Annotated in this window: 26 protein-coding genes and 1 tRNA gene; 24 read left to right on the top strand and 3 right to left on the bottom strand. The window is 63.0% G+C overall.

The features are described 5' to 3' along the window. Positions 1–5: 5 nt before the first annotated feature. The 6 genes from HZS63_RS12125 to HZS63_RS12150 all read left to right on the top strand — a co-directional run bounded on the left by HZS63_RS12125 (position 6) and on the right by HZS63_RS12150 (position 6,102). On the top strand, positions 6–1,040 hold the full coding sequence (locus tag HZS63_RS12125; protein ID WP_180684288.1) for a M48 family metalloprotease: 1,035 nt from the start codon (positions 6–8) through the stop codon (positions 1,038–1,040). Between the two features lie 6 nt (positions 1,041–1,046). Then, positions 1,047–2,399: a 16S rRNA (cytosine(967)-C(5))-methyltransferase RsmB gene (gene rsmB / locus HZS63_RS12130; protein WP_180684289.1), complete on the top strand. Its 1,353-nt coding sequence runs from the start codon at positions 1,047–1,049 to the stop codon at positions 2,397–2,399. Beyond that, positions 2,362–3,030, top strand: coding sequence for a DUF4390 domain-containing protein (locus HZS63_RS12135; RefSeq protein ID WP_180684290.1), 669 nt, complete (start codon positions 2,362–2,364; stop codon positions 3,028–3,030). Before rsmB ends, HZS63_RS12135 begins: the two co-directional genes overlap by 38 nt. Then, entirely contained in the window at positions 3,027–5,291 is a 2,265-nt protein-coding gene (locus HZS63_RS12140; protein WP_180684291.1) for a sensor histidine kinase, read from the top strand. The genes HZS63_RS12135 and HZS63_RS12140 overlap by 4 nt, the downstream gene beginning before the upstream one ends. Before the next feature lie 28 nt (positions 5,292–5,319). Beyond that, positions 5,320–5,997 (top strand): response regulator, encoded by a 678-nt coding sequence (locus HZS63_RS12145; RefSeq protein WP_180684292.1) that lies wholly within the window; start codon positions 5,320–5,322, stop codon positions 5,995–5,997. 29 nt (positions 5,998–6,026) lie between these two features. Further along, positions 6,027–6,102, top strand: a tRNA-Phe gene (locus HZS63_RS12150). A 305-nt stretch (positions 6,103–6,407) separates the two neighbouring features. Here HZS63_RS12150 and HZS63_RS12155 read toward each other — a convergent pair. From HZS63_RS12155 to HZS63_RS12165, 3 genes are all read right to left on the bottom strand, one after another. Further along, positions 6,408–6,632, bottom strand: a complete 225-nt coding sequence (locus HZS63_RS12155) for a DUF2188 domain-containing protein (protein WP_180684293.1) — start codon at positions 6,630–6,632, stop codon at positions 6,408–6,410. Between the two features lie 62 nt (positions 6,633–6,694). After that, a complete protein-coding gene (locus HZS63_RS12160; RefSeq protein ID WP_180684294.1) occupies positions 6,695–7,669 on the bottom strand; it encodes a hypothetical protein in 975 nt (324 codons plus the stop codon). Beyond that, on the bottom strand, positions 7,662–8,897 hold the full coding sequence (locus HZS63_RS12165; protein WP_180684295.1) for a hypothetical protein: 1,236 nt from the start codon (positions 8,895–8,897) through the stop codon (positions 7,662–7,664). Before HZS63_RS12165 ends, HZS63_RS12160 begins: the two co-directional genes overlap by 8 nt. Positions 8,898–9,164: 267 nt before the next feature. On the opposite strand from HZS63_RS12165, the gene HZS63_RS12170 reads away from it, so the two are divergent. From HZS63_RS12170 to HZS63_RS12255, 18 genes are all read left to right on the top strand, one after another. Further along, the gene (locus HZS63_RS12170; RefSeq protein WP_056929737.1) at positions 9,165–9,491 is read left to right on the top strand and encodes a helix-turn-helix domain-containing protein; all 327 of its coding nucleotides are present in this window, start codon (positions 9,165–9,167) and stop codon (positions 9,489–9,491) included. After that, entirely contained in the window at positions 9,488–10,444 is a 957-nt protein-coding gene (locus HZS63_RS12175; RefSeq protein ID WP_180684296.1) for an ImmA/IrrE family metallo-endopeptidase, read from the top strand. The genes HZS63_RS12170 and HZS63_RS12175 overlap by 4 nt, the downstream gene beginning before the upstream one ends. Before the next feature lie 394 nt (positions 10,445–10,838). Next, on the top strand, positions 10,839–11,303 hold the full coding sequence (locus HZS63_RS12180) for a DUF2924 domain-containing protein (RefSeq protein WP_180684297.1): 465 nt from the start codon (positions 10,839–10,841) through the stop codon (positions 11,301–11,303). After that, the gene (locus HZS63_RS12185; RefSeq protein ID WP_180684298.1) at positions 11,300–12,748 is read left to right on the top strand and encodes a recombinase family protein; all 1,449 of its coding nucleotides are present in this window, start codon (positions 11,300–11,302) and stop codon (positions 12,746–12,748) included. The genes HZS63_RS12180 and HZS63_RS12185 overlap by 4 nt, the downstream gene beginning before the upstream one ends. After that, a complete protein-coding gene (locus HZS63_RS12190) occupies positions 12,745–13,212 on the top strand; it encodes a hypothetical protein (RefSeq protein ID WP_180684299.1) in 468 nt (155 codons plus the stop codon). Before HZS63_RS12185 ends, HZS63_RS12190 begins: the two co-directional genes overlap by 4 nt. 205 nt (positions 13,213–13,417) lie before the next feature. Next, the gene (locus HZS63_RS12195) at positions 13,418–13,630 is read left to right on the top strand and encodes a MerR family transcriptional regulator (RefSeq protein ID WP_011886417.1); all 213 of its coding nucleotides are present in this window, start codon (positions 13,418–13,420) and stop codon (positions 13,628–13,630) included. Next, the gene (locus tag HZS63_RS12200) at positions 13,627–14,109 is read left to right on the top strand and encodes a hypothetical protein (RefSeq protein ID WP_180684300.1); all 483 of its coding nucleotides are present in this window, start codon (positions 13,627–13,629) and stop codon (positions 14,107–14,109) included. Before HZS63_RS12195 ends, HZS63_RS12200 begins: the two co-directional genes overlap by 4 nt. Positions 14,110–14,114: 5 nt before the next feature. Beyond that, a complete protein-coding gene (locus HZS63_RS12205; protein WP_011886415.1) occupies positions 14,115–14,399 on the top strand; it encodes a hypothetical protein in 285 nt (94 codons plus the stop codon). Position 14,400: 1 nt separating this feature from the next. Then, positions 14,401–15,204, top strand: a complete 804-nt coding sequence (locus HZS63_RS12210) for an ATP-binding protein (protein ID WP_011886414.1) — start codon at positions 14,401–14,403, stop codon at positions 15,202–15,204. A gap of 14 nt (positions 15,205–15,218) precedes the next feature. Further along, complete coding sequence (locus tag HZS63_RS12215; RefSeq protein ID WP_011886413.1) at positions 15,219–15,839, top strand: hypothetical protein; 621 nt, start codon at positions 15,219–15,221, stop codon at positions 15,837–15,839. Positions 15,840–15,851: 12 nt separating this feature from the next. Next, positions 15,852–17,534, top strand: a complete 1,683-nt coding sequence (locus HZS63_RS12220; RefSeq protein ID WP_180684301.1) for a DEAD/DEAH box helicase — start codon at positions 15,852–15,854, stop codon at positions 17,532–17,534. 8 nt (positions 17,535–17,542) lie between these two features. Beyond that, positions 17,543–17,977, top strand: a complete 435-nt coding sequence (locus HZS63_RS12225; protein ID WP_343039991.1) for a DUF6511 domain-containing protein — start codon at positions 17,543–17,545, stop codon at positions 17,975–17,977. After that, positions 17,977–18,759, top strand: coding sequence for a hypothetical protein (locus tag HZS63_RS12230; RefSeq protein WP_180684302.1), 783 nt, complete (start codon positions 17,977–17,979; stop codon positions 18,757–18,759). The genes HZS63_RS12225 and HZS63_RS12230 overlap by 1 nt, the downstream gene beginning before the upstream one ends. Beyond that, positions 18,756–19,100, top strand: a complete 345-nt coding sequence (locus HZS63_RS12235) for a hypothetical protein (protein WP_180684303.1) — start codon at positions 18,756–18,758, stop codon at positions 19,098–19,100. Before HZS63_RS12230 ends, HZS63_RS12235 begins: the two co-directional genes overlap by 4 nt. Further along, a complete protein-coding gene (locus HZS63_RS12240) occupies positions 19,093–21,405 on the top strand; it encodes a phage/plasmid primase, P4 family (RefSeq protein WP_180684304.1) in 2,313 nt (770 codons plus the stop codon). Before HZS63_RS12235 ends, HZS63_RS12240 begins: the two co-directional genes overlap by 8 nt. A 142-nt stretch (positions 21,406–21,547) precedes the next feature. After that, positions 21,548–22,021: a crossover junction endodeoxyribonuclease RuvC gene (locus HZS63_RS12245; RefSeq protein WP_180684305.1), complete on the top strand. Its 474-nt coding sequence runs from the start codon at positions 21,548–21,550 to the stop codon at positions 22,019–22,021. A gap of 1 nt (position 22,022) precedes the next feature. Further along, positions 22,023–22,232, top strand: a complete 210-nt coding sequence (locus HZS63_RS12250) for a hypothetical protein (RefSeq protein ID WP_011886406.1) — start codon at positions 22,023–22,025, stop codon at positions 22,230–22,232. Then, entirely contained in the window at positions 22,225–22,749 is a 525-nt protein-coding gene (locus HZS63_RS12255; RefSeq protein WP_219339183.1) for a DUF6362 family protein, read from the top strand. The genes HZS63_RS12250 and HZS63_RS12255 overlap by 8 nt, the downstream gene beginning before the upstream one ends. Positions 22,750–23,149: the final 400 nt, after the last annotated feature.

Genomic DNA, 23,149 nt, shown 5'->3' on the forward strand with positions numbered 1-23,149 from the left:
GCATCGTGAAGTTTTTCGAGTTCCAGCGCGACGCCCGTGGCCAGACCCGGCGATTGCTCTTCTGGTTCGCGATCATGGTCGGACTGCTGGTGCTGGCCATCAATGCGGTCCTCGCATTGGCCTGGCAGATCACCGTGGGTGGTGTGTTTGACTATCCCAATCATTTTTTTGCGGTGAACACCGGCGTGACGCTGCTGTTCGTACTCGGGGGTTGGTGGATGGAGACCTCTAGCCTGAAGGGTGGAGGGCATGCGCTGGCCACACGCCTGGGTGCCAGAGATGCGCGCACCAGCGGCCACGGGGACGAGCAGCGTTACGTCCATATCGTGCAGGAGCTTTCCATTGCCGCAGGCATGCGCGCCCCGAAGGCGATGGTGTTGCCGCGGGAGGCGTCGATCAATGCTTTTGCCACCGGCTGGGACGCGCGTAATGCGGTGGTGGCCGTCACCCAAGGGGCGCTGGATGCCCTGACGCGTGAGGAGATGCAGGGCTTGGTGGCCCATGAACTCAGCCACATCCGGGAAGGGGACACCCGGTTGAACATGCGGCTGGTGGGGATGGTGTTCGGGCTGGAAATGATTTACCGGCTCGGGCAGATGCTCGTGCGGCCCGATGCGCGCGGACGTCGCCACGTGGCCGCCCTCATCGGCTTGGGGGTGATGGCCGTGGGCTGGCTGGGTTGGCTCGCGGGCCATGCCTTGCAGGCAGCCGTCTCGCGCCAGCGCGAACACTTGGCCGATGCCCGGGCCGTGCAATGGACCCGCAACCGCGACGGATTGGGGCGGGTGCTGCGCAAGGCCATGGGTCAGTTGCGGCAGGGGGGATCGCCAGGGCGCATCGAACAGCCCACCGTGCAGCACATGTTGCTCGTGTCGGGCGAGTCCGGCTGGATCGGGCGCTGGTTCGATTCGCATCCACCACTGGCCGAGCGCATCCGTCGCATCTACGGTGGCCTGATGCCGCCGCTGTCGCCGCGTCATGGCCGCGAGCCCGATGTGAAAGCGCCGTTTGCCGATACGCTGCCTTTGTCTGGTGCCTGAATCCCGATGAACACCCTTCGGCCTCCCTGCACCGTGGATCTGTCGCATCAACTGGCCTGGGCCGCCCGCACGGTGGAGGCCGTGGCCAAGGGGCGCTCCCTCACCGATGCCTTGCCCCGTGTGCCCGTGGCCCTCAGGCCAGGCGTGCAGGCGCTGGTGTTCGATGCGCTGCGCCACCGCGGTCTCACGGTGACGCTGGTGCGCGGTTTGGCGCAGCGCGCTCCGGCGCCGCCCGTGCATGCCTTGTTGTCGGTGGCCCTGGGGCTGTTGCTGGAAGACGATGCCAGTACCGACCGGCCCTCGTACGCGCCTCACACCGTGGTGGACCAGGCCGTGGCGGCCGTGCCCTTGCTCAAACAACCCCCTCCGGTGGCCGGGTTCGTGAATGCCTGCCTGCGTAGGTTCCAGCGCGACCGGGCCGCACGCCTGGCGCAGGCGCGGCAGGTGGAGGTGGCGCGCTGGAATCACCCGGCCTGGTGGGTTCAGCGGCTGCGCGAGGACCATGCCTTGCACTGGCAGCAGATTCTGGCGGCGAACCAGCGACCGGCGCCCATGGTGCTGCGGGTCAATCGGCGTCGCGTTCAGCGCGACGACTACCTCGACCGCCTGCGTTCCGAGGGCCTGCCAGCCCGGGCCTGGGGTGAGGATGGCGTGGTGTTGGAGGCTCCCGTTGCCGTCGATCGGCTGCCGGGGTGGGCGCTGGGACACGTATCGGTGCAGGACGGGGCGGCACAGCTCGCTGCGGGGCTGTTGCTCGGCGCCGGGCCGGCGCCCCGGCGCATACTCGACGCCTGTGCCGCCCCCGGCGGCAAGACGGCGCATCTGCTGGAGCGCTGTGACGCCGAGGTGTTGGCGCTTGACCGTGACCCCCAGCGGACCGAGCGCATACGAGAAACCCTCAGTCGATTGGGCTTGCAGGCCGATGTCCGAACGGCCGATGCCGCCGCGCCCGACACCTGGTGGGATGGCCGCCTTTTCGATGCCATTTTGCTGGATGCGCCGTGCACGGCCTCGGGCATCGTGCGGCGCCATCCGGATGTGCGCTGGTTGCGGCGCCCGGAGGATGTCGATCGGCTGGCTGCGCAGCAACATAGACTGTTGGAAGCGTTGTGGCCGCTGTTGGCCCCAGGCGGGCGGCTGCTGTACTGCACCTGCTCGGTGTTTCGGGCCGAAGGTGAGCAGCAGATCGAAGCCTTCCTGGAGCGCCATCCGCAGGCTCGGCGGCTGGCGGCACCCGGCCATATGCTGCCCACAGGCGATGCTTTCGAGGCTGCCCCCGATGCAGATGATGCGATCGGCGACAATGCATCACGTGAAACGGATGGTTTTTTCTACGCCCTGCTGCACAAGCCCGCGTGAAGCGGGCACGGCTGCGCCTGCCCGGGTCGGTCCCGGCTGGCGTGGCTGGATCTGGCTGCTGGGCTTGCTGTGGGTGTTATGGAGCGCCGGCCTGGTGCGCGCCGACACGTTGCAATTGGCTCGCGAGCCGTCCGGGCTGGTGCTCAGCGCTCGTCTGGATGTCGATCTGCCAGACGGACTGGAGGACGTATTGCTCAAAGGGGTGCCGGTGCATTTCGTCTGGCAGGCCGACGTGCGCCGGACCCGCTGGTACTGGACCGATCAGCGCGTGGCCAGCGCCCAACGGGTGGTGCGGCTGGCTTATCAACCGCTGACGCGGCGCTGGCGCCTGAGCGTACTGCCGGAGACGGGTGGCGATCCTGGCCTGGCCGCAGCCCTGCACCGCAACCTGGACACCTTGGATGAGGCCCTGGCCGTGGTGAAGTCGGTATCGCGTTGGCGCATCGTGGCGGCGGAGGATCTGCCGGACGCGGGGGAACTGCGTGTGGACGTCCAGTTCCGCATCGACGGCGGTCTGCTGCCCCGGCCGTTTCAGGTGGGCGGTACCGGGCCCGTGAACTGGGGGGTGGTCTATCGCGAGACGCTGAAGGTGTCCGAGTTCGACGCGGCCTCCGATCAGGACAAGCCATGAGCGCTTCTGCGTCCAGTCCGCCGAGCGCAGCCAGCCGTCGCTGGCTCATGGGGCTGGGGCTGGTGTTCATGACCGGTGTCGCACTGGTCCTGTTTTTCCTGCTGACGCTGGCCACCGATCACCGGGCACTCGAGGCCGGGGGGTACACCAGCCTGGTGTGGCTCAACGTGGGCGTGGCGGCTGTGTTGGCCCTGGTGCTGCTGTGGCTGTCCATTCGACTGGCCAGCCGTTGGCGGCGCAAGCGCTTCGGCAGTCGTCTGCTGGTCAAGCTGGCGGCCATTTTCGCGCTGGTCGGCTGCTTGCCCGGCTTGCTGATCTATCTGGTGTCTTACCAGTTCGTCTCACGGTCCATCGAAACCTGGTTCGATGTGCGCGTCGAGACCGCCCTGTCGGCAGGGCTGAATCTGGGCCGGACCACGCTGGATACCCTGGCCGCCGATTTGTCCGGCAAGACTCGTGCGGCTGCCGTGGGGCTCGGTGGGGTGGGTGATCTCGCGGCAGCCTTGGCGCTGGAGGGGTTGCGCGAGCAGTTGCAAGCCAGCGATGTGATTCTGTGGAGCAGCGCGGGGCAGGCGATTGCCACGGCCGGCGAGTCCCGCTTCAATTTGGTGCCCGAGCGGCCCTCGGCCACTTTGCTGCGACAGGTTCGCAACCAGCGCGTGGTCGCCTTCATCGAGGGGCTGGAGGAACTGGAAGCCTTGGCCGACCCGCGGGAGGTGCTCGCCTTGCCGGTGCGGGAGCTCCCTCGGGTGCGGGTGATCGCGGCGGTCTCGCCTCCCAGCTTCGGGCTCGGTGGCGATGTGCGCTTTTTGCAGGTGACCATGCCGCTGCCGGCGGCCTTGGTGGCCGACGCCCTGGCCGTGCAGCTGGCGAACCGGGAATACCAGGAGCGGGCACTGGCCCGGGACGGGTTGCGCAGCATGTACATCGGGACACTCACGCTGGCGCTGTTTCTTTCCGTATTCGGTGCCGTGCTGCTCGCAGTGCTGCTGGGCAACCAGATTGTGCGCCCCCTGCTGGTGTTGGCCGAAGGCATGCGCGATGTTGCCCGGGGAGACCTGACCCCGAAAGTGGCCCTGACTGCCCGAGACGAACTCGCCGGGCTGACCCGCACCTTCGCCCACATGACGCAGGAACTCCTGGAAGCCCGGCAGGCCGTGCAGCACAGCATCGGCCAGGTCGATGCCGCCCGCGCGAGCCTGCAAACCATCCTCGATAACCTCACCGCCGGCGTGGTGGTGCTCGATGCCCAGCACCGCGTGGTCAGCGCCAACCCGGGGGCTACACGCATCCTTCGCGTGCCGCTGGCGGCTCACTTGGGCGAGCCCCTGAGCGGGATACCGGGGCTGGAATCGTTTGGCCAGTGGGTGCAGCAGCAGTTCGACCGCTTTCTGTCCGATCAGTCCCACCACGAAGGGGGGCACTGGCAGCAGTCGATCGAACTCCACGGTGGCCAGCACGCGCAAGAAGGGCAGGGGGTGACGCTGATTGCGCGCGGGGCCCTGCTGCCCAACGGCGACCACCTGCTCGTGTTCGATGACGTCTCCGAAATCATCTCGGCCCAGCGCGCCCAGGCTTGGGGGGAGGTGGCGCGGCGTCTCGCCCACGAAATCAAGAACCCCTTGACACCCATCCAGCTCTCCGCCGAGCGCTTGGCGATGAAATTGGAGCCCAAGCTGGAAGGCGCCGATCTCGCGGTGCTCAACAAATCGGTCAAGACCATTGTCGATCAAGTGGACGCGATGAAGCGGCTGGTCAACGAGTTTCGTGACTATGCCCGCCTGCCAGCGGCCAGCCTGCAACCCCTGGATCTGAACGCCTTGGTACAAGAAATCGTTGGCCTGTACGAGGCAGCCGAAGTGCCGGTGCGGCTGGAACTGCAGCCCGAGGCTCCGCTGGTGTTGGCCGATCCCCAGCAGGTGCGGCAGGTGGTGCACAACCTGGTGCAAAACGCGCAGGACGCTACCCCGCCCGGTGCCGGTCCGGTGCTGCTGCGCATCCGAGTGTCTGAAGGCGGGCGCTGGGTGCGCCTGCAGGTGCTGGACCACGGTCCAGGCTTCGCCGACGCCATCCTCAAGCGTGCCTTCGAGCCCTACGTGACGACCAAGCCCAAAGGCACGGGCCTTGGACTCGCCGTCGTCAAGAAGATCATGGACGAGCACGGCGGCCGGGTGGACATCGGTCAACGCCAGGACATCGATGGAACCCGTGGCGCGCAAGTATCGTTATCATTCAGGGTTGCAAATCTGCAACAGGGTTGAGCAGTCCCCGGAAAGCAAGCGGCGCAGCATGGCAAACATATTGGTGGTTGACGATGAACTCGGGATCCGCGACTTGTTGTTCGAAATCCTGAACGACGAGGGGCACGCAGTGGAGTTGGCTGAGAACGCCGCCCAGGCGCGCGAACTGCGTGCGCAGTACCGTCCCGATCTGGTGCTGCTCGACATCTGGATGCCAGATACCGACGGTGTGACCCTGCTCAAGGAGTGGTCCGCCAGCGGCTTGCTGACCATGCCGGTGATCATGATGAGTGGGCACGCCACCATCGATACGGCGGTGGAGGCGACGCGCATCGGCGCCATGGCCTTCCTGGAAAAGCCGATCACGATGCAGAAGCTGTTGCAAGCGGTGGAGAAGGGGCTGAACCGGGCCATGGCGCGTCCGATCACGCCACCCAAGCTGGCGGTCCCCACTGCAGTGGCCGCGGAAGTCCAGCCCCCAGCGGGTGAGGTGCGCCTGCCCGCAGTCCAGGACGGCGACACCTCGGTGCAGACCTTCGATCTGGATGTCCCCCTGCGCGACGCGCGTGATGCCTTCGAAAAAGCCTATTTCGAGTTTCATCTGGCCAAGGAAAACGGCTCCATGACCCGCGTGGCCGAAAAGACCGGCCTGGAACGAACCCATCTGTATCGCAAGCTCAAACAACTCGGCGTGGATCTCAGCCGCGCCAAGCGCGGCGCCGTCTGAGCCGCTTTCTGTGTTATAGTAGTGGTCTTGGCCCGGTAGCTCAGTTGGTAGAGCAGCGGATTGAAAATCCGCGTGTCGGTGGTTCGATTCCGCCCCAGGCCACCATATTCAAAGCCCAACCCTTCTCGGTTGGGCTTTTTCACATCTGGGCTTCCCCAGGCTGTGCGCGGTTTGCGTCGATTCTGCGTGTGCTACAGGCCCCGGCAGGCCAGCCACAAGGCGCCTACTTACCGGCCTAGTTTGACCCTTTTCCGCTCTCGGTTCTCAAAAAATATCCGAGAACTTCGCCAGCCGAGCACACGCAGAAACCCTTTCACGACAAGCGCTTGCTACCGAAGTGCTGCACTGGGTTCGACGCATAGACCACCTGCCGCCAATAGTCGAACCCGATGCCTGCATGGCGGTGATCGTCAGCCCTTGGGCGGGTGAGGATCATTGCCGTAGCTGTTGCGCTCGCGGATGCGACCATCCTCACCATGAATCAGCACTTCGCTGCGCTGGTTGATGGCGATGTCCCGGGCGGCACGTTCGGCCTCGGACTGGGTGCGGTGATGCGAGGTGTCTCGCTGGTTGCGTTCGCCACGGACGGCCCAGCCGTCGTCGCGCTTCACTACGTGTTGGTTCTTGCCGGCCATTTCAAAATCCTTTCAAGGTTGGGTGGATGCTGTACATCGGGTGCGAAGAGGGATCGGTTCAGTCACCCCCTTTCCAAAATCACGAACTCAGGCTTGAGCCAGTAGTGCCCCTTGTCGTCTTTGTCGACGAAGGTGGCGTAGACCTGCTTATGCCGCTTGAAAATGTCTGCAGTCCGGAAGCTGGCACCAGGCTCGAGGCCGAGCCCTGCAGCGATGTGTCGCTTGTGCACCTCGTCCCCATCGGCGTCTTCCAGGACCTTCAGGAACAGGTAGACCTGAGGCGACAGATCGATTGCCTGACCATCAATCAGCGCGACACGCTGCGTGTGCATCAGACGCAGGGAGGTCTCCGCCGATTCCTGCACCGGTGCCGGACGAGTCAGGTACGCCTCCAAGTTCTCGATCACCAGACCAGCCTTGCGGATGTGGGCGATGGCCCGCAGCGGCACCAGAAGGCGATCGCTCAAGGCAGTCCCGACCAGGGATGTTGGATCATCCGATGTGATGATCACCTCGGCACCGGGTGCGACCAATTGCGTCAGCTTGGCCGCCAACTGCTCGGGCATCGCACTCAGGCGTCGCGCAAAAAACACCGTGTGACGGCGGCGCCGATGTTCGAACTCACCCAGCCGCCACAAGACGTTGTCGACGATCGGCTCGACGGCATAGCGCGGGGCCAACCCCAATCCTGCTGACAACCACTTGGCCAGCTTCTGCGGTTGCACCTGCCAAAAGTGCGCCTGTTGATTCGCCAGTCCGACCCAACCGCATTCCGGGCAGTAGCCGCGATAGGGTTGCGAATCTGGCGCGGTGTGTGGCTGCGGCCGCATGGCCTCGGTGCCGCACTCCGGGCAGAGGATGTCCAGTGCCCGCTCGCGGCTGACGGCGATGGCGTCCAGGGCCAGCAGATGGCCATAGAACCCGGGCCGGCTCGAAAGCCAGACCGCGTCGGGGGAGATCAGCATGTCTTCACGCTCGAGCAGGCGGCAGATCTCGGCCAGCCCCTGGTCGTTCATGACCGCGACCGCCTCATTCATGCATGACTCCTTCGGCTTCCTCCGCCAGCTTGGCCGTCGCGGGTGACTGCATGACACCCAGTGCGCGCAGCAGCGATTCCACCAGCCGGGCGTCAGCCTCTTCCATGTCCCGCAGATTGCTAATCCCGCTTTGCTTGAGATCGATGTGCAGCACCCGGCTGGCTTTTCCCGGCTGCAGCGGCTCGAAGTACAGCGAGACAACGGCGTCGATGATGTTGAAGCCTTGTCCCATCAGGATGGGACTGATTTGCTGAGCAGCGAGACAGGCCAGCACATCGGGCGCGTCTTTCTCCCCCGGCGGCTTGATCTGGTAGTCGCAGATCGGGGGATGGATGGCCCGCACTTTCGCCTGTGACAAACGGATGCGCTCAACCCGGTGTGCCGCCAGGTCACATTCGCGGTCATCGAAAAGCTCGAAGCCATCCCGCAGACGGTTCAGTAAAAACATCGGCTTCTCGATGTCCTGGGGCTGCAGCACCTGCTTGAATACATGCTTGCCGAGGTGCTCCAGCAAGGTCTGCTGTGTCTTGGCACCACCGGGCGCCAGCACATCAATCACCCCGCTGGCCGGGTAGATGACGACATCCATGGCCATGGGTGGTCTGACGTCACGCCAGTGCGCCCGGTTGTCGTCGCCAAATTCAAGCTGACGCTGGGCGTTGTCCTCAATGAGGATGCCCAGTTGCACGCCACCATCCAGATGCCGGTCCAAGGTGTCGATCTGACAGGCGCGCGGCGTCCCCTTGCTCGGCGTGAATGCGGTGGCCAGTGCCACCTCGAGGGCGCGAATGTCTTCCTGGCCACGGAACAGCGCATCGACGGGCGGCACCTGCAAGCGTTTCCACCCACGCTTGCCAATGCGCAGGCTCACCGCGTAGATCGCCTCGGCCGTGGCGAATAGGTCAGGCCAGTTGGCCATGACCCACAAGGCGCGCTCGGCATCGCTGGAGAATTTCGTGAAATCCTCGTGGATCGCGGAGTCCGGTGGGGCGGTGTTGCGCAGGGCATCGACACCACGCCCGTTGGCCAAGTCATGCACGCGCCGCATCTCGGCGTACAACACCTCTCGTTGGACGGTAGGCAGGGCATCGATGATCTCAGTAACGGCATTGACCAGCTTATCGTCGACAGGATCGGCGGGCAGTTCCAACTTGCGAGACTGCAGGTAGAACTTCCAGGCGTGCGCTGGGACTTGGCGGATGAGTTGGCGGTAGTTGAAGGCGGCCATCTTGTTTTTCCTTTTTGCTGGGCCGCCGTGCCGATGACTTCTTGTGTGCGCGAGAGGCCTGGGTTGGTTACACTGTTCTCAACACCGTATTGCACAACAAAGCAAAATGTATTTGTTCGCTATATCGGGTGTTTGATGGAATTTAACGGTGGATGATTGTGTTGTCAAGCCGGTGCGGATTCGTTCGAAATAACGTAATATCTCGGTCTGTGCAAAACGCTACCCGTCCCCCTGTTCGCGTGGGGCTGAGAGAACACAGGAGAAACCGTGGCAACCCCACTGGGTGACAAAATTCGCAGACTGCGCCGTGAGCAGAAGTTGAGTCTCGACGCACTGGCCGCCGCAGCCGGCATGAGCAAGAGCTATCTGTGGGAGTTGGAGAACAACGACGATGCCAACCCCACCATGGAAAAACTGGCCAGCATCGCCGCTGTCCTGAACGTCACGCCAGAGTTCCTGGCGCACAACGAGCTGGCAGACCAGCCGGAGGACGCCTTCGACAAGGCGTTCTTCCGCAACTACAAGACGCTAAAGCCCGAGACCAAGCATCAGCTCCTTGAGATCCTGAAGACCCTCAAGAAAACCCAAGGATGAGTGCCCCGCCCAACAAGCCGGCGCCTTGGGCCAACCGGCTGAACAAGCTCTTGGATCAGTTTCACGCCGTCCATGGAGGCGACCGATTCCCGGTCGATGTGGAAGCGCTGATTCGGGAAGTGCCGGGTACTTTCCAGACCGGCGAGCCGATCACCATTCAGGGCGAGGCAATGGACCCGGAGTTCGAGGGGGCGCTGTTCAACCTGAATGCCGATGCGCCGGGCAAGGGCAACTGGGCCATCATCTACAACCAGGCGATCAGCTCACCGGGGCGAATCCGCTTCACGCTGGCACACGAGCTGGGGCATTACCTGGTGCATCGCCATCTGCAGACGTCTTTCAACTGCAGCGAGGTGGACACCACTCAGTGGGACAGCGACGAGCGAAAGATTGAGTCCGAAGCGAACACGTTTGCGTCCTACCTGCTGATGCCTGCGGATGATTTCCGTCGGCAGATCCACGGGGCAACCATCGATCTGGACGTGCTCGGTGCATGCGCGGATCGGTATGGCGTGTCCATGACGTCGGCCATACTGAAGTGGCTCGAGCTCACGCCCCACCGTGCGGTGCTGGTCATGTCCCAGAACGGGATCGTCCAGTGGGCTTCCGGCAGCGGGTCCGGCAAGTGGCTCTCCATCTCTCTGAACAAACGGCTGGCCAATGGTCAGCGACGGCCACTTCCCGCAAGGAGTGCCACCCGCTTGGACACCGATACCAATGTCGATCGACTAGGCACCCCGATCGATGCACGCATCTGGTTCCCACAGGAGCCCGATGGCATGGTGGCGCGGGAGATGCGCATCGCGTCTGATCTCTATCGTCAAACGATGACCCTGTTGATCCTCCCGCCCGAGGTCAAACCTTGGGAGCGCAACCAGACGGACGATGACGACGACGGCCTTGAAAACACCTTCGATCGTTTCGTCCGCAACGGTCAACCGCCGGTGCGCTGACGGCACGGCCGGATGGTTCGGTGGCGTTTGTCACCAGCAAGCGCCCATCCGCAACGGCTAACCTCCGTTCGCAATCACCCGCAGCAGGCCGCAATTCCCTGCTCGGAAATCCGGTGGCCAGCCGGTGAAATGGTGGCAGTTTTTCATCACGAAAGCCTGCCATGACACCTCTCGAACACCCTACCAAATCCGCCCACCGCGATACCCGCGAGCTTGGGCGCTCGCCTTGCCAGGAAATCGCGCAACTGCTCGCTGCCGGCATCCTCCGGGCACACACAGTTCCCACCGTGGCAAGCCCATGTCAGCATGAAGCCACGGCTGGCGACATTCCGCTTGGCTTCACTAGCCACCAGCGCGTTCATACGAACCCGTCTCAACAAGAAGGAGTTTCCGTATGACGACACACGCAAGCCAAGAAACCGTGGCTGCACGGCTGGCGCAACTGCCCTACCTGCCGATGGAAAACCTCTGGGCGCTCTGGGATCAGTATTTTGATCGTCGCCCTGGCCACCATCACCGCACCTGGCTTGAAAGTCGGCTGGCTTACAAGATTCAGGAAGAGGCGTTTGGTGCCATGTCCTCATCGCTCAAGCGCCGCCTGGAAAAAATCGGTGAGACCGGCGAGGTGCCCAACCAGAAGCGCAGAGCAGAAAACCAGTTGGCGCCGGGTGCCACCCTGATCCGCGAATACAACGGCATTGCCCATCAGGTCAAAGTCCTGGACGATGGGCGTTTCGAATACCAGGCCCGTGCCTACAAAAGCTTGTCTGGGGTGGCCAAGGCCATTACCGGCACCGCGTGGTCTGGGCCGGCATTCTTCGGACTGCGCCAGCCGTCCAAGCGGGGGGCGTCCGTATGAGAAAACCCGCCCTTTATCCCAATACGCAAGCGCCAGCGATCACGCCCAAGCGGCGCTGTGCGGTCTACACCCGAAAGTCCACCGATGAAGGCTTGGACATGGAATACAACAGCCTGGAGGCGCAGCGTGATGCGGGGCTTGCCTACATTGCCAGCCAGCGCCATGAAGGCTGGATCGCTGTGGCCGATGGTTATGACGATGGCGGCTTCTCGGGTGGCAATATGGAGCGGCCCGCGCTGCGCCGATTGATGGACGATATCGAGGACGGAAAGATCGACATCGTCGTGGTCTACAAAATCGACCGCCTCACGCGCAGCCTGCCAGACTTCGCGCGACTGGTGGAAGTCTTTGATCGGCACGGAGTCTCGTTCGTGTCTGTGACCCAGCAGTTCAACACCACGACGTCGATGGGACGCCTGACGCTCAACATCCTGCTGTCTTTTGCCCAGTTTGAGCGCGAGGTCACCGGCGAGCGCATCCGCGACAAGATTGCCGCCAGCAAGGCCAAGGGGATGTGGATGGGCGGCGTGCCGCCTTTGGGCTACGACGTCAAGGATCGCAAACTCGTCGTCAATGACAAAGAGGCAGCGCTGGTGCGCGATATCTTCATGCGCTACGCCGAGCATGGATCGGCCGCACGTCTGGTGCGCGAGTTGCAGGTCGAAGGCCACACCACCAAGTCCTGGGAAACCCAGACCGGGAAGTTCCACCACGGTCGGATCATTGATCAGCAGTACCTGTTCAAGCTGCTGCGCAATCGCCTGTACCTGGGTGAGATCACGCACAAGGGCGAGGTTTTCAAAGGCCAACACCAGCCCATCATCTCGACGGCGCAATGGGAGGCGGTCGACGCCATCATTGCGCAACGCAAGCGCAGCACGACCCGTGACCGGTACAACGAGACGCCGGCGCTGCTGGCGGGATTCCTCTATGCCCCCGACGGCCAGCGCATGCTACCTACCTACACGCAGAAGAAAAACGGCAAGCGGTACCACTACTACGTTCCCTACCTGGAAAAGCGCCAGACCGCTGGTGCATCACGCATCCCTGGCCAGCGCAGCATGGGGCCCATGCCGGCCGCTGAAATCGAATCAGCTGTGCTGATGCAGGTTCTGCGCGTGTTGCAGGAGCCCGAGATGATCATCGGCGTGTGGCGCGAAGTGCTGGCAATGCAGGATCAACCCGGACTCGATGAAGCCATGATCGTGGTGGCCATGCGCCGTATCGGTGACATCTGGGCGCAGATGTTCCCGGTGGAGCAGCACCGCATCATGCGGCTGCTGATCGAGCGTGTGCAACTGCACCCGAATGGCCTCGACATTGTCTGGCGTGAAGACGGATGGCACCGATTCCGGCGTGAACTGGCCCAGCACCCCTTTGTGGTGGAGCAGAAAGATGCGCCCGCCATGGGGCGCCTCGGCCATGATGAAGAGGTGATGGCATGAGCCAATCCACCCCGCAACGTTGCAAGATTGAGATATCCGTATCGGGTCCGTCGCGTGAATACCAGAGCCAGGGCTCAGCGGTCACCTTCGTCCCCCTGACCATCAAGCGTCGTCACACCCGCAAACTGCTGATTGCGCCGCCTGGCCAGGAAGATGCCAAGGTCCGCTCATCATTTGACCTGCCCATGATCCGAACGATCGGCAAGGCTTTCTACTGGCAAAAGCTGCTCGACAGCGGTGAGGTCGCCAATGCCACCGATCTGGCGCGGCAATTGAAGCTAGAGCCAGGCTGGGTCGCCGAGGTGCTGCGGCTCACGCGCCTCGCCCCCGACATCGTGCAGGCCATTCTGGATGGGCGGCAGCCGCGCCACCTCAATCTTCACGCGATCCGGGGCCGGCAGGCGGACGTGCCTGTGGACTGGGATGAGCAGCGACAGTTGCTGGGGTTTCGGCCGATGGCCTGATCACGGCAGAAACAGGTTCTCTTCACCTTCGGCTCCTCATCTGTCCGCCTGCGCCCACTGCAGGCGTTTTTTTCATCTGGATGCTGGCACGGGCAGCAATTGCCCGATCTGCCCACCCTTTGCGTCCACCTTGCCCACCGGTTTGCCCACCCCCTGAATCCCAAACTGCACTCACGTTTTCGCAATCACCTGAAAGGAGAAGAACGTGAGTGTCAAACACCTGAATCAGCGCCAGCTGGCTGAGCGCTGGAATGTCGCGGAGGCCACGCTCGAGCGCTGGCGATCCGCCGGTATCGGGCCTGTGTACCTGAAATTGCAGGGCCGCGTCCTCTACCGCGTCGAGGACATCGAAGAGTACGAGGCGAGGAGTCTGCACAGCAGCACGTCGTCGCGCGTGATGGCCGGAGGTGTTGCATGAGCCAACGCCATCTACCCCCTCCACACGAGGATTTGCTGTCCATCCCGGCGACCGAATTGGCCGCATTCGATGCCCGCAGCCTTTTCCAGCTGAAGACGCTGGCCGCCGACCGTCTGGCCACTGCCAAGGCTGAAGTCGATCACATCGAACACGCCCTGAACTTGAAGTATGCCGAGCGCGCCAAGCACCTGCGCCAGGTCGCCGGCAAAGACAGCGGTGTCGTCCATTTCGATGACGGCGAGGTGCGCATCACGGCCGACCTGCCCAAGAAAGTCGAATGGGATCAGGCGCTGCTGGCCAACCTGGATGCGCGCATTGCCGCCAACGGCGACAACCCCCGCGAATTTATCGACGTCAGTTATCGCGTCTCAGAGACCAAGTTCTCCGCCTGGGCCAGTGCCCTGCGCGAGCAATTCATCCCCGCGCGAACCGTGAAGGTGGGCAAGCCCAGCTTCCGTCTCGCCCTGCTTTCGGAGTAATCACCATGTTCAAAAACCTCATCGAATCCCTGCGCAAAAAAACCTTGTCCCTGTCGGACCTGCCGGAAACCATCCGCGTCCCGGGTCACGCCGGGCAGACCGACATTGACCGCCTTCCCCTCGATCAGGCATCCGTCGATGACCTGGCCTTCGCTATCCAGGGCCTGGAAGCCCGCTCGTCTGAGATCTCCTGCCAGTTGCATTCCTTGCGCCGCCTGCACGATCTGGCCCGCGCCCGGGGCGCGCTAGGCACGGATAAGGTCACAGAGATCTTTGGTGGGGAGGTCTGATATGAGCTTTCCCTTCATCACCGCCGAGCAGCGCCTCGCAGAAAAGCGCGGCTCCAAGGGCGTCATTCTTGGGCCATCAGGTGTGGGCAAAACCACGCTGCTCAAAACCGCCGATGCGACCCGCACCCTGTTCATTGACCTGGAGGCTGGCGATCTGGCCGTGCTGGATTGGCCTGGCGACAGCGTGCGGCCACGCACCTGGCAGGAATGCCGCGATCTGGCCTGCTACATCGGTGGCCCAAACCCCGCGCTGCGTGACGACCAGTCCTACAGCCAGGCGCATTACGACCAAGTGTGTGCCTTGTATGGCGATCCCGCCATGCTGGCCAAGTACTCGCTGATCTTTGTGGACTCGATCACGGTTGCGGGGCGCCTGTGTCTGCAGTGGGCCAAGGGGCAGCCGCAGGCCTTCTCCGAAAAAACCGGCAAGCCCGACACGCGTGGTGCTTATGGCCTGCATGCCAGCGAACTGGTCGGGTGGCTCACCCAGTTGCAGCATGTCCGTGACAAGGACATCTGGCTGGTCGGGATCCTCGACGAAAAGCTCGATGACTTCAACCGCAAGGTGTTCAGCCCTCAGATCGAAGGCTCCAAAGCCGCGCTGGAACTGCCCGGCATTGTCGATCAGGTCATCTCGATGGTGGTGCTCAAGTCGGATGACGGCACCCCTTATCGCGCCTTCGTCTGCCAGCACATCAACCCCTGGGGCTACCCCGCCAAAGACCGTTCCGGACGACTGGAAGTCGTCGAGGAGCCGCATCTGGGCCGCCTCATTTCCAAGATCACTGCGCCGCGCGCGCAATAAGCAGGAGAGTATTCATGAACAGCTACAGCAACAACGCCGCCTGGAATGACTTCAACGATGCCGAAGACCAGCGCGAGTACGCCCTGATCCCACCCAAAACCCTGGCCAAGGTCATCATGGCCATTCGCCCGGGTGGGTATGACGATCCAAGCCAAGGCTGGACTGGCGGTTACGCGACCCGTTCCGACAAGACCGGTGCGATCTATCTCAACGCCAAGTTCACCATTCTGGAGGGACCGTTTGCCAAACGCGTGGTGTTCGGGCTGATTGGCCTGTCCAGTCCCAAGGGCCCGGAGTGGACCCATATCGGGCGTAGCTTCCTGCGCGCCATCCTGAACTCGGCACGAGGCATACATCCGGCAGACAACTCGCCACAGGCGCAGAGTGCGCGCCGCATCAAGGGCTTTGCCGATCTGGATGGTGTGGAGTTTGTCGCCCGCATTGATGTCGAGAAGGATCAGAACGGCGACGACAAGAACGTGATCAAGGCCGCCATTCAGCCGGATCACAAAGAGTATGCCGTTCTGATGGGGCAGCCGATGCGCACCCCAAGCCAAGCGCCCTCGGCTCCCACCGGTACGCCCCCTATGACATCGGCGCCAGCCGTTCCCACTCGTCCTGCCTGGGCGCAATAAGGAGGACTACCCATGATGCTGCGTCCTCGGCAGCGGGAGTTCGTCACCCGCTGCGTCACGGCTCTCAAGGCCCATGGCAACACCCTCGGTGTGGCGCCGACTGGGGCTGGCAAGACGATCTGCCTGTCCGGCACCGCCGGGGAGTTTCTTCAACATCCGGACGCCAAGGCCTGCATCTTGGCGCACCGCGACGAATTGACCGCGCAAAACCTGGCCAAGTTTGGCCGCGTCAATCCGCACGTCAGCACCTCGGTCTTCGATGCCCACCAGAAATTGTGGTCGGGTCAGGCCACCTTTGCCATGGTGCAAACCTTGGCACGCAATCTGGAGCAGATGCCCACGCTGGACATGCTGGTGATCGATGAGGCTCACCACTGCGCGGCGCCCACCTACCGACAGGTCATCGACTCGGTCCTGGCCAAGAACCCGCATGCGCTGATTTACGGCGTGACTGCTACGCCCAATCGCGGGGATGGCAAGGGCCTGCGTGAGGTGTTCTCCAATGTCGCAGACCAGATCAGGTTGGGCGAGCTGATCCGCTCTGGGCATTTGGTCCCACCGCGCACCTTCGTGGTCGATGTCGGAACGCGTGACGCACTCGACGGCGTGCGAAAACTGACCGACGACTACGACATGAACGCCGTGGCGTCGATCATGAACACCACGCCTGTCAATGCAGCGGTGGTCCAGCATTGGCAGGCGCATGCCGCCCGTCGCAAGACAATTGCATTCGCTGCCACCGTCGATCATGCCCATGCCGTCTGCCAGGCCTTCAACGCGGCGGGGGTTCGGGCCGCAGTGGTTCATGGCGAGATGACACCTGCCGAACGGCAGTTCACCCTGGCTTCGTATGAGACTGGCGATGTCATGGTGCTGGTGAACGTGGCCGTGCTCACGGAAGGGTATGACTACACCCCCACCTCCTGCATCGTGCTGTTGCGCCCCAGCTCCTACAAGTCCACGCTGATCCAGATGGTCGGACGTGGCCTGCGCGTGGTCGACCCTACCGAGCACCCTGGCGTCGTCAAGACCGATTGCGTGGTCCTGGACTTCGGCACCGCCTCCCTGCGCCATGGCAGTCTGGAGCAGGAAGTCGATCTGGATGGTTTTGCCGGTGATGGCGTGGCGCCGACCAAGCACTGCCCGCAGTGCGATGCAGAAGTACCGATAGCCAGTCGCGAGTGCCCGCTCTGTGGCCACAGCTTTGCCAAGGCGATCGAGGAAGCACGTCACCAAATCAGCGATTTTGTGATGACCGAAATCGATCTGCTCAAGCGCTCCAACTTCGCCTGGTGCGACCTTTTCGGCGACGACTGCGCGCTGCTGGCCACCGGTTTCAAAGCCTGGGCGGGTGTCTTCTTCCTGGGTGGGCGTTGGTACGCGGTGGGTGGTGCCGAAAAACTGCCCGCCCGCTTGCTGGGTGCAGGGGAGCGCACGGTGTGTTTGGCCCAGGCCAATGACTGGCTCAACGACCAGGAAGTTGACGATGCCGCTCACAAGACCCGTCGCTGGTTGCAGGAGTCGCCCACACCTGGGCAACTGCGTTACCTGCCTGCGCCGCTGCGCGCGGATTTCAGCCTGACCCGCTATCAGGTCTCAGCGCTGTTGACCTTCCAGTTCAACAAGGCGGCCATTCAGCGCCTGGTTACCGCAGCCAACGATGCGGTGATGGCCGAGTTTCGGGAGGCTGCGTGAGATGTGCTGTGTGCGCCCGTCAAGCCAAAGGCCTGGGGTATTTCAACCCACGCTTACGGCGTTCCGACCCCCGCCGCTACAACGACCGGTGGGTGTTCTGCTCCATGCGGTGCCAGAACGTCTTCTCCCGACTGATGGAGCGCCTGACCCCGTTTCAGGAGGATGCCGTGATTGATCCCAGCGACATGGAGATCGCCGCCATGCAATCGGCACTGGCTCCCTTGGGTGAGTACGTCGCCTCCATCGGCATGGATCGCCCTTTAGCCGACTACGGCAAGGACGAAGTCCTGCGCCTGGTGGAGGTCGTGGTCGACGCCTATCAGGCCCACATGTTGGCTGAGCACGAACGCATGGTCGAGCGCGATCGCACTTTCTTTGAACAACTCGCCAGCCGCAAGGCCACTGCCAGCACGGGTGGCGATCACCACAGGATTCCATTTTGATGATCGACCTGAACCATCAACCCAAATTTCACGAGCAGGTGTCAATGCTGCTGGATGCAGCCTTGCAAGCCGAGCGCAGCCAGCAGGCCCGCCGGCGCTATCTGGGCGCCTCACGCCTCGGTGTGCCCTGCGAGCGCGCCCTGCAATACGAGTACGTCGACGCGCCGGTGGACGACGGTGCCGAGCTGCCGGGTCGCACGCTGCGGATCTTTGAAGTCGGCCATGTCATGGAGGACCTGGCCATTCGCTGGCTGCGCCTGGCTGGCTTCGACCTCTACACCCGCAAGCAGGATGGCGAGCAATTTGGCTTCTCCGTCGCGGGTGGTCGCATCCAGGGGCATGTCGACGGCGTGATCGCCGGCGCCCCTCCCAACCTGGGTTTGTCGTTTCCCATGCTCTGGGAGTGCAAGACCATGAACGACAGGAGCTGGCGCGACACCGCCAAAAAGGGCGTGGCCGTGACCAAGCCAGTCTACGCCGCGCAAATGGTGATCTACCAAGCCTACATGGAGCCGAGCATTCCTGGCATCGCATCTCATCCTGCGTTGTTCACCGCCATCAACAAGGACACCCAGGAGCTTTGGTTGGAGCTGGTGCCGTTTGATGCAGCGCTTGCGCAGCGCATGTCTGATCGCGCTGTCAAAGTCATCCAGGCGACCGAGGCTGGTGAATTGCTGCCGCGCGTGGCGTCTGAGCCGAGTTTCTACGAGTGCAAGTACTGCGCCTGGGCGCGTCGGTGTTGGCGCGAGCAGGGTGTGAGCGCATCGGGGGTGCAGTCATGAATGCGCGTCTTCCTCAACCCGTCATCGAGGCATTGACGGTGACCGCCCGTCGCCAGAAACCCTTGATTGGTGCATCCCTGCTGGAGCGTCTGCTGCTGCGCCATGTGGCTGTGGTGTGTCCGGAGTCGCGACTGGTCGTAGCTGTTATCAAACAGGCGTTCATTGACCTGTGCTCGCCCTCGAAACATCTGCGCTCTGAGGCCAGACGTTTCTTTCGAGACGGGCGCCTGGAGCTGTGGTGCGACCAGGTCGGTCTGTCCTCCAACTTCATGCGAGAGATCGCGACCAAGGCTGGCTACTTGAATCCGGCAGACACCGATGAAGGAGGTGTCCATGCTTGATTTCAACGACCAAGAACCCGCAGCTCCATCACCCAGCGGAAATTCCGAGCGGGATGAACTGCGATCGGCCTTGATGGCACGGCTCGAGGGCGTGCTGTTTGCTTTATTTCCGGCGGGCAAGGTGACACACGGCAAATTCGTCGTTGGCGATGTGCTGGGCAGTCCAGGTCGCAGTCTGGAGATCGAGCTGGATGGTGAACGGGCGGGCCTGTGGATCGACCGCGCCACGGGTAATGGTGGCGATGTCTTTGCGCTCATCGCTGCGCACCGCCATTGGGACACGCATCGTGATTTCGCGGCCGTCCTCAGCTTCGCCCGGGAACTGCTCGGCCGAGCGCCCGCCGTGTCACCCGCCAGACGCAAGGCAAGCGCGCCGGTGGATGAATTGGGTCCAGCCACCGCCAAGTGGGACTATCTTGCCGCTGACGGCAGTCTGATTGCCTGCGTGTATCGCTATGAGCCCAGTCCTGGACGTAAGGAATTCCGCCCTTGGGATGCCAAGCGTCGCAAAATGGCGCCGCCCGATCCGAGGCCGTTGTTCAACCAACCTGGCATTGCTCATGCCGACCGGGTGATTCTGGTCGAGGGCGAAAAATGCGCCCAGGCCTTGATCGACGCTGGCCATTGCGCGACCACCGCGATGCACGGTGCCAACGCGCCCATCGACAAGACCGACTGGTCACCCCTGCAGGGCAAGCATGTACTGATTTGGCCCGACCGCGACAAACCCGGCTGGGAGTACGCCATGAATGCCGCCGAGGCGGTCATGGCAGCAGGAGCCCAGCACTGCGCGGTGTTGATGCCGCCGTCCAATCCTACGTCGCAAGACCCCCAAGGAAGTGCGGATGGCTGGGACGCAGCCGACGCCATTGCTGAGGGCTTTGATGTGGAGGCTTTCCTTGCCCACGGTGAGCGCATCCAATTCCAGCCTTCAACGCCAGACACCACGCCGGCAGCAGATCCGACCGAGCAATCGGTCTGGGCCACTGAAGACGCGCTGGCGCTGACTTTCTCGGGTCGGTACGCCCAGGACTGGCGCTATGTCGCGTTGTGGGGCAAGTGGGTGTTCTGGACCGGCAAGCGCTGGCAAACCGAGGAGACTCTGGCGGCGCACCACCTGATGCGCCAGATCTGTCGGGAGGCCGCACTCAAGGCCGATTCTCATCGGGTGGCCGCCAAACTCGCCAGCAGTGGCACGGTAGCTGGCTTGGAGCGGCTCGCACGCTCCGATCGGCGTCATGCCGCCACCGCCGACGAGTGGGATGCCGACCCCTGGCTGCTCAACACGCCAGGCGGCGTGGTGAATCTCAAGAATGGCGTGCTGCGCTCCCACGACCGTCTGGACCGACTGACCAAGATCACGACGGCCACCCCCGCGGGTGATTGCCCCACCTGGCGGCAGTTCATCGATGAGGTCACGGGTGGCGATCAGGCCCTGCAAGCTTATCTTGCTCGGATGGCAGGGTATGCGCTGACTGGATCGACACGAGAGCACGCGCTGTTCTTTCTGTATGGCACAGGTGCCAACGGCAAATCGGTGTTCGTGAACACCCTGGCCACCATCCTGGGGGACTACGCCACCAACGCGCCCATGGACACGTTCATGGAGACCCGCACAGACAGGCACCCGACCGATATGGCCAGCCTGCGTGGGGCCCGGTTTGTCGCCGCCATCGAAACCGAGCAAGGGCGACGCTGGGCCGAGTCCAAGGTCAAGAGCTTGACCGGTGGCGACAAGATCTCGGCGCGCTTCATGCGCCAGGATTTTTTCGAGTTCATGCCGCAGTTCAAGCTGATCGTGGCAGGCAATCACAAGCCAGCCATCCGCAACATCGACGAAGCGATGAAGCGGCGCCTCCACCTGATCCCGTTCACGATCACCGTCCCACCGGAAAGGCGTGACAAGCACCTGCAGCAAAAGCTGCTGGCCGAACGGGATGGGATCCTGGCTTGGGCAGTTCAAGGCTGTCTGGAGTGGCAGCGTCAGGGCCGGCTCGACCCACCCCAGCAGGTGCTCGATGCCACCGATGAGTACTTCGAAGAGGAGGACGCGATTGGTGAGTTCCTGGACGAGGACTGCCAGCAGTCGCCCGTGGCGCGGGAAGCGATTTCCGCGATCTACCAGCGCTGGCGTGAGCGCGCTGAGCGGCGTGGCGAGTACGTGGGCACCAGCCGCTGGCTCACCCAGCAACTCATCAACCGTGGGTTTGCGCGCACACGCCTGCATGGCGGGGCAAAAGCCCTGTCAGGCCTGTCGCTCAAACCCCGCGAGCCGGGCGGCTACATGCCCTATCGCGACGACTGACCGAATCGACAGACCCCAGTGGGTGACCGAAAGTGACCGGCATATCGTTATCTCTCTACACGTGTACGTGCGCAGGCGCGAGCGGATAACGAGAAACGGGTCACCTTCGGTCACCAGATGCCAAAAACGCAAGGAGTGACCAATGAACACAATGACCATCTTCGCCCTTGATCTGGGCACACAAACCGGCTGGGCACTGACCAGCCGTGACGGCAGCATCACCAGTGGCAGCCAATCTTTCAAACCCCAACGCTTCGAAGGCGGCGGCATGCGCTTTCTGCGGTTCAAGCGCTGGCTCACCGACATCAAGCAGTGCAACGACGGCATCGACCAAGTCGTGTTCGAAGAGGTCCGCCGCCACGTTGGTGTCGACGCGGCCCATGCCTACGGCGGATTCATGGGACAGCTCACTGCCTGGTGCGAGCACCACCAGATTCCCTACCAGGGCATTCCGGTCGGCACGATCAAGAAGCACGCCACGGGTAAAGGTAACGCCAGCAAGGACGAAATGGTGGCATCTGTCCGTGCGCGTGGACATGCCCCGACCGACGACAACGAGGCTGACGCCATCGCCTTGCTGTACCTGGCCCGTGAGATGGCCACAGAGGTGGTGTGACATGAAAGTGCCCCAATACCGCTACCGCTGCCCCTTGGGCAATCTGCAGCCCACCACGCCGGATCTGGACGCGGTCAAACGCGAGGGCTGGCGCACCGATCACATCCTGGTGGTCAGCGAGCACGACGAACGGCTCGACTGGGTGGAGAAACAGTTCGTCCGTCGTCTGGGTGAACGCCTCTACGGTGATGGAGGCAAGCGCCATGACTGAGGCCAGAACCGAATGGACTGTGGACGATGTGGCCGCCCGGTTTGCTGAGGCTGCCGAGATTGCACACAAGCTGCCCCGGGTCAGACCTGGTGGCTACTTCAATCCCTGGATGACGCTGGCCATGCAGGTGCCCGAGCGCTACCCCGATCCCGAGCGGCTGTACAGGCCCATGCCCCCCAGCCCCCAGGCGGTGGAGCGGATGCTCGAGACCATGCGCTGGGTGCAGTGGCTGGAGGTGGAGCAGCGGCATCTGGTGTGGATGCGTTCGAACCGGTATCGCTGGGAGCAGATCGGTCGGCGGTTTGCCTGCGCGGCAAGAACTGCCCAACGACGGTACGACGCTGCCATCCATCNGCAGTGGCTGGAGGTGGAGCAGCGGCATCTGGTGTGGATGCGTTCGAACCGGTATCGCTGGGAGCAGATCGGTCGGCGGTTTGCCTGCGCGGCAAGAACTGCCCAACGACGGTACGACGCTGCCATCCATCTGGTCACTCTGCACCTGAACAAGGGACACTGACTGAAGTCGAGGCAAATCGATGGCGGGGGCGGGGTGGTGCGGGATGGTGATGACAGATGCCAAAACACCCCCTGTCGCGTTTTGCCCGGTTTGGGCCTACAGTTTCAGCTATGGTCAGGACAGCGGTGTGAGCAGCGGGCGTGATCTTCCGACTCGAACCTTGCACCCCGACAGATGCGAAGCGATGCAAACACCTGATGGCTGATGCCAATCAGATGATCGCGGAGTCCTGCGGACAATCGATGGGTCCTTCCTGGCCAAAACGGTATGCGGGGGGCAACAGCGCGAGATTTCGATAGCGTCTGCCCTGAAAAACAGGTTACCACCCGGCCAGGTTACCGGCCTGTGGTTACCACCACCCCAGACAGTTACCACCCCCTGAATATTTCCCACCCGCCCG

Source organism: Tepidicella baoligensis (assembly GCF_013432195.1).
GTDB classification, from domain to species: domain Bacteria; phylum Pseudomonadota; class Gammaproteobacteria; order Burkholderiales; family Burkholderiaceae_C; genus Tepidicella; species Tepidicella baoligensis.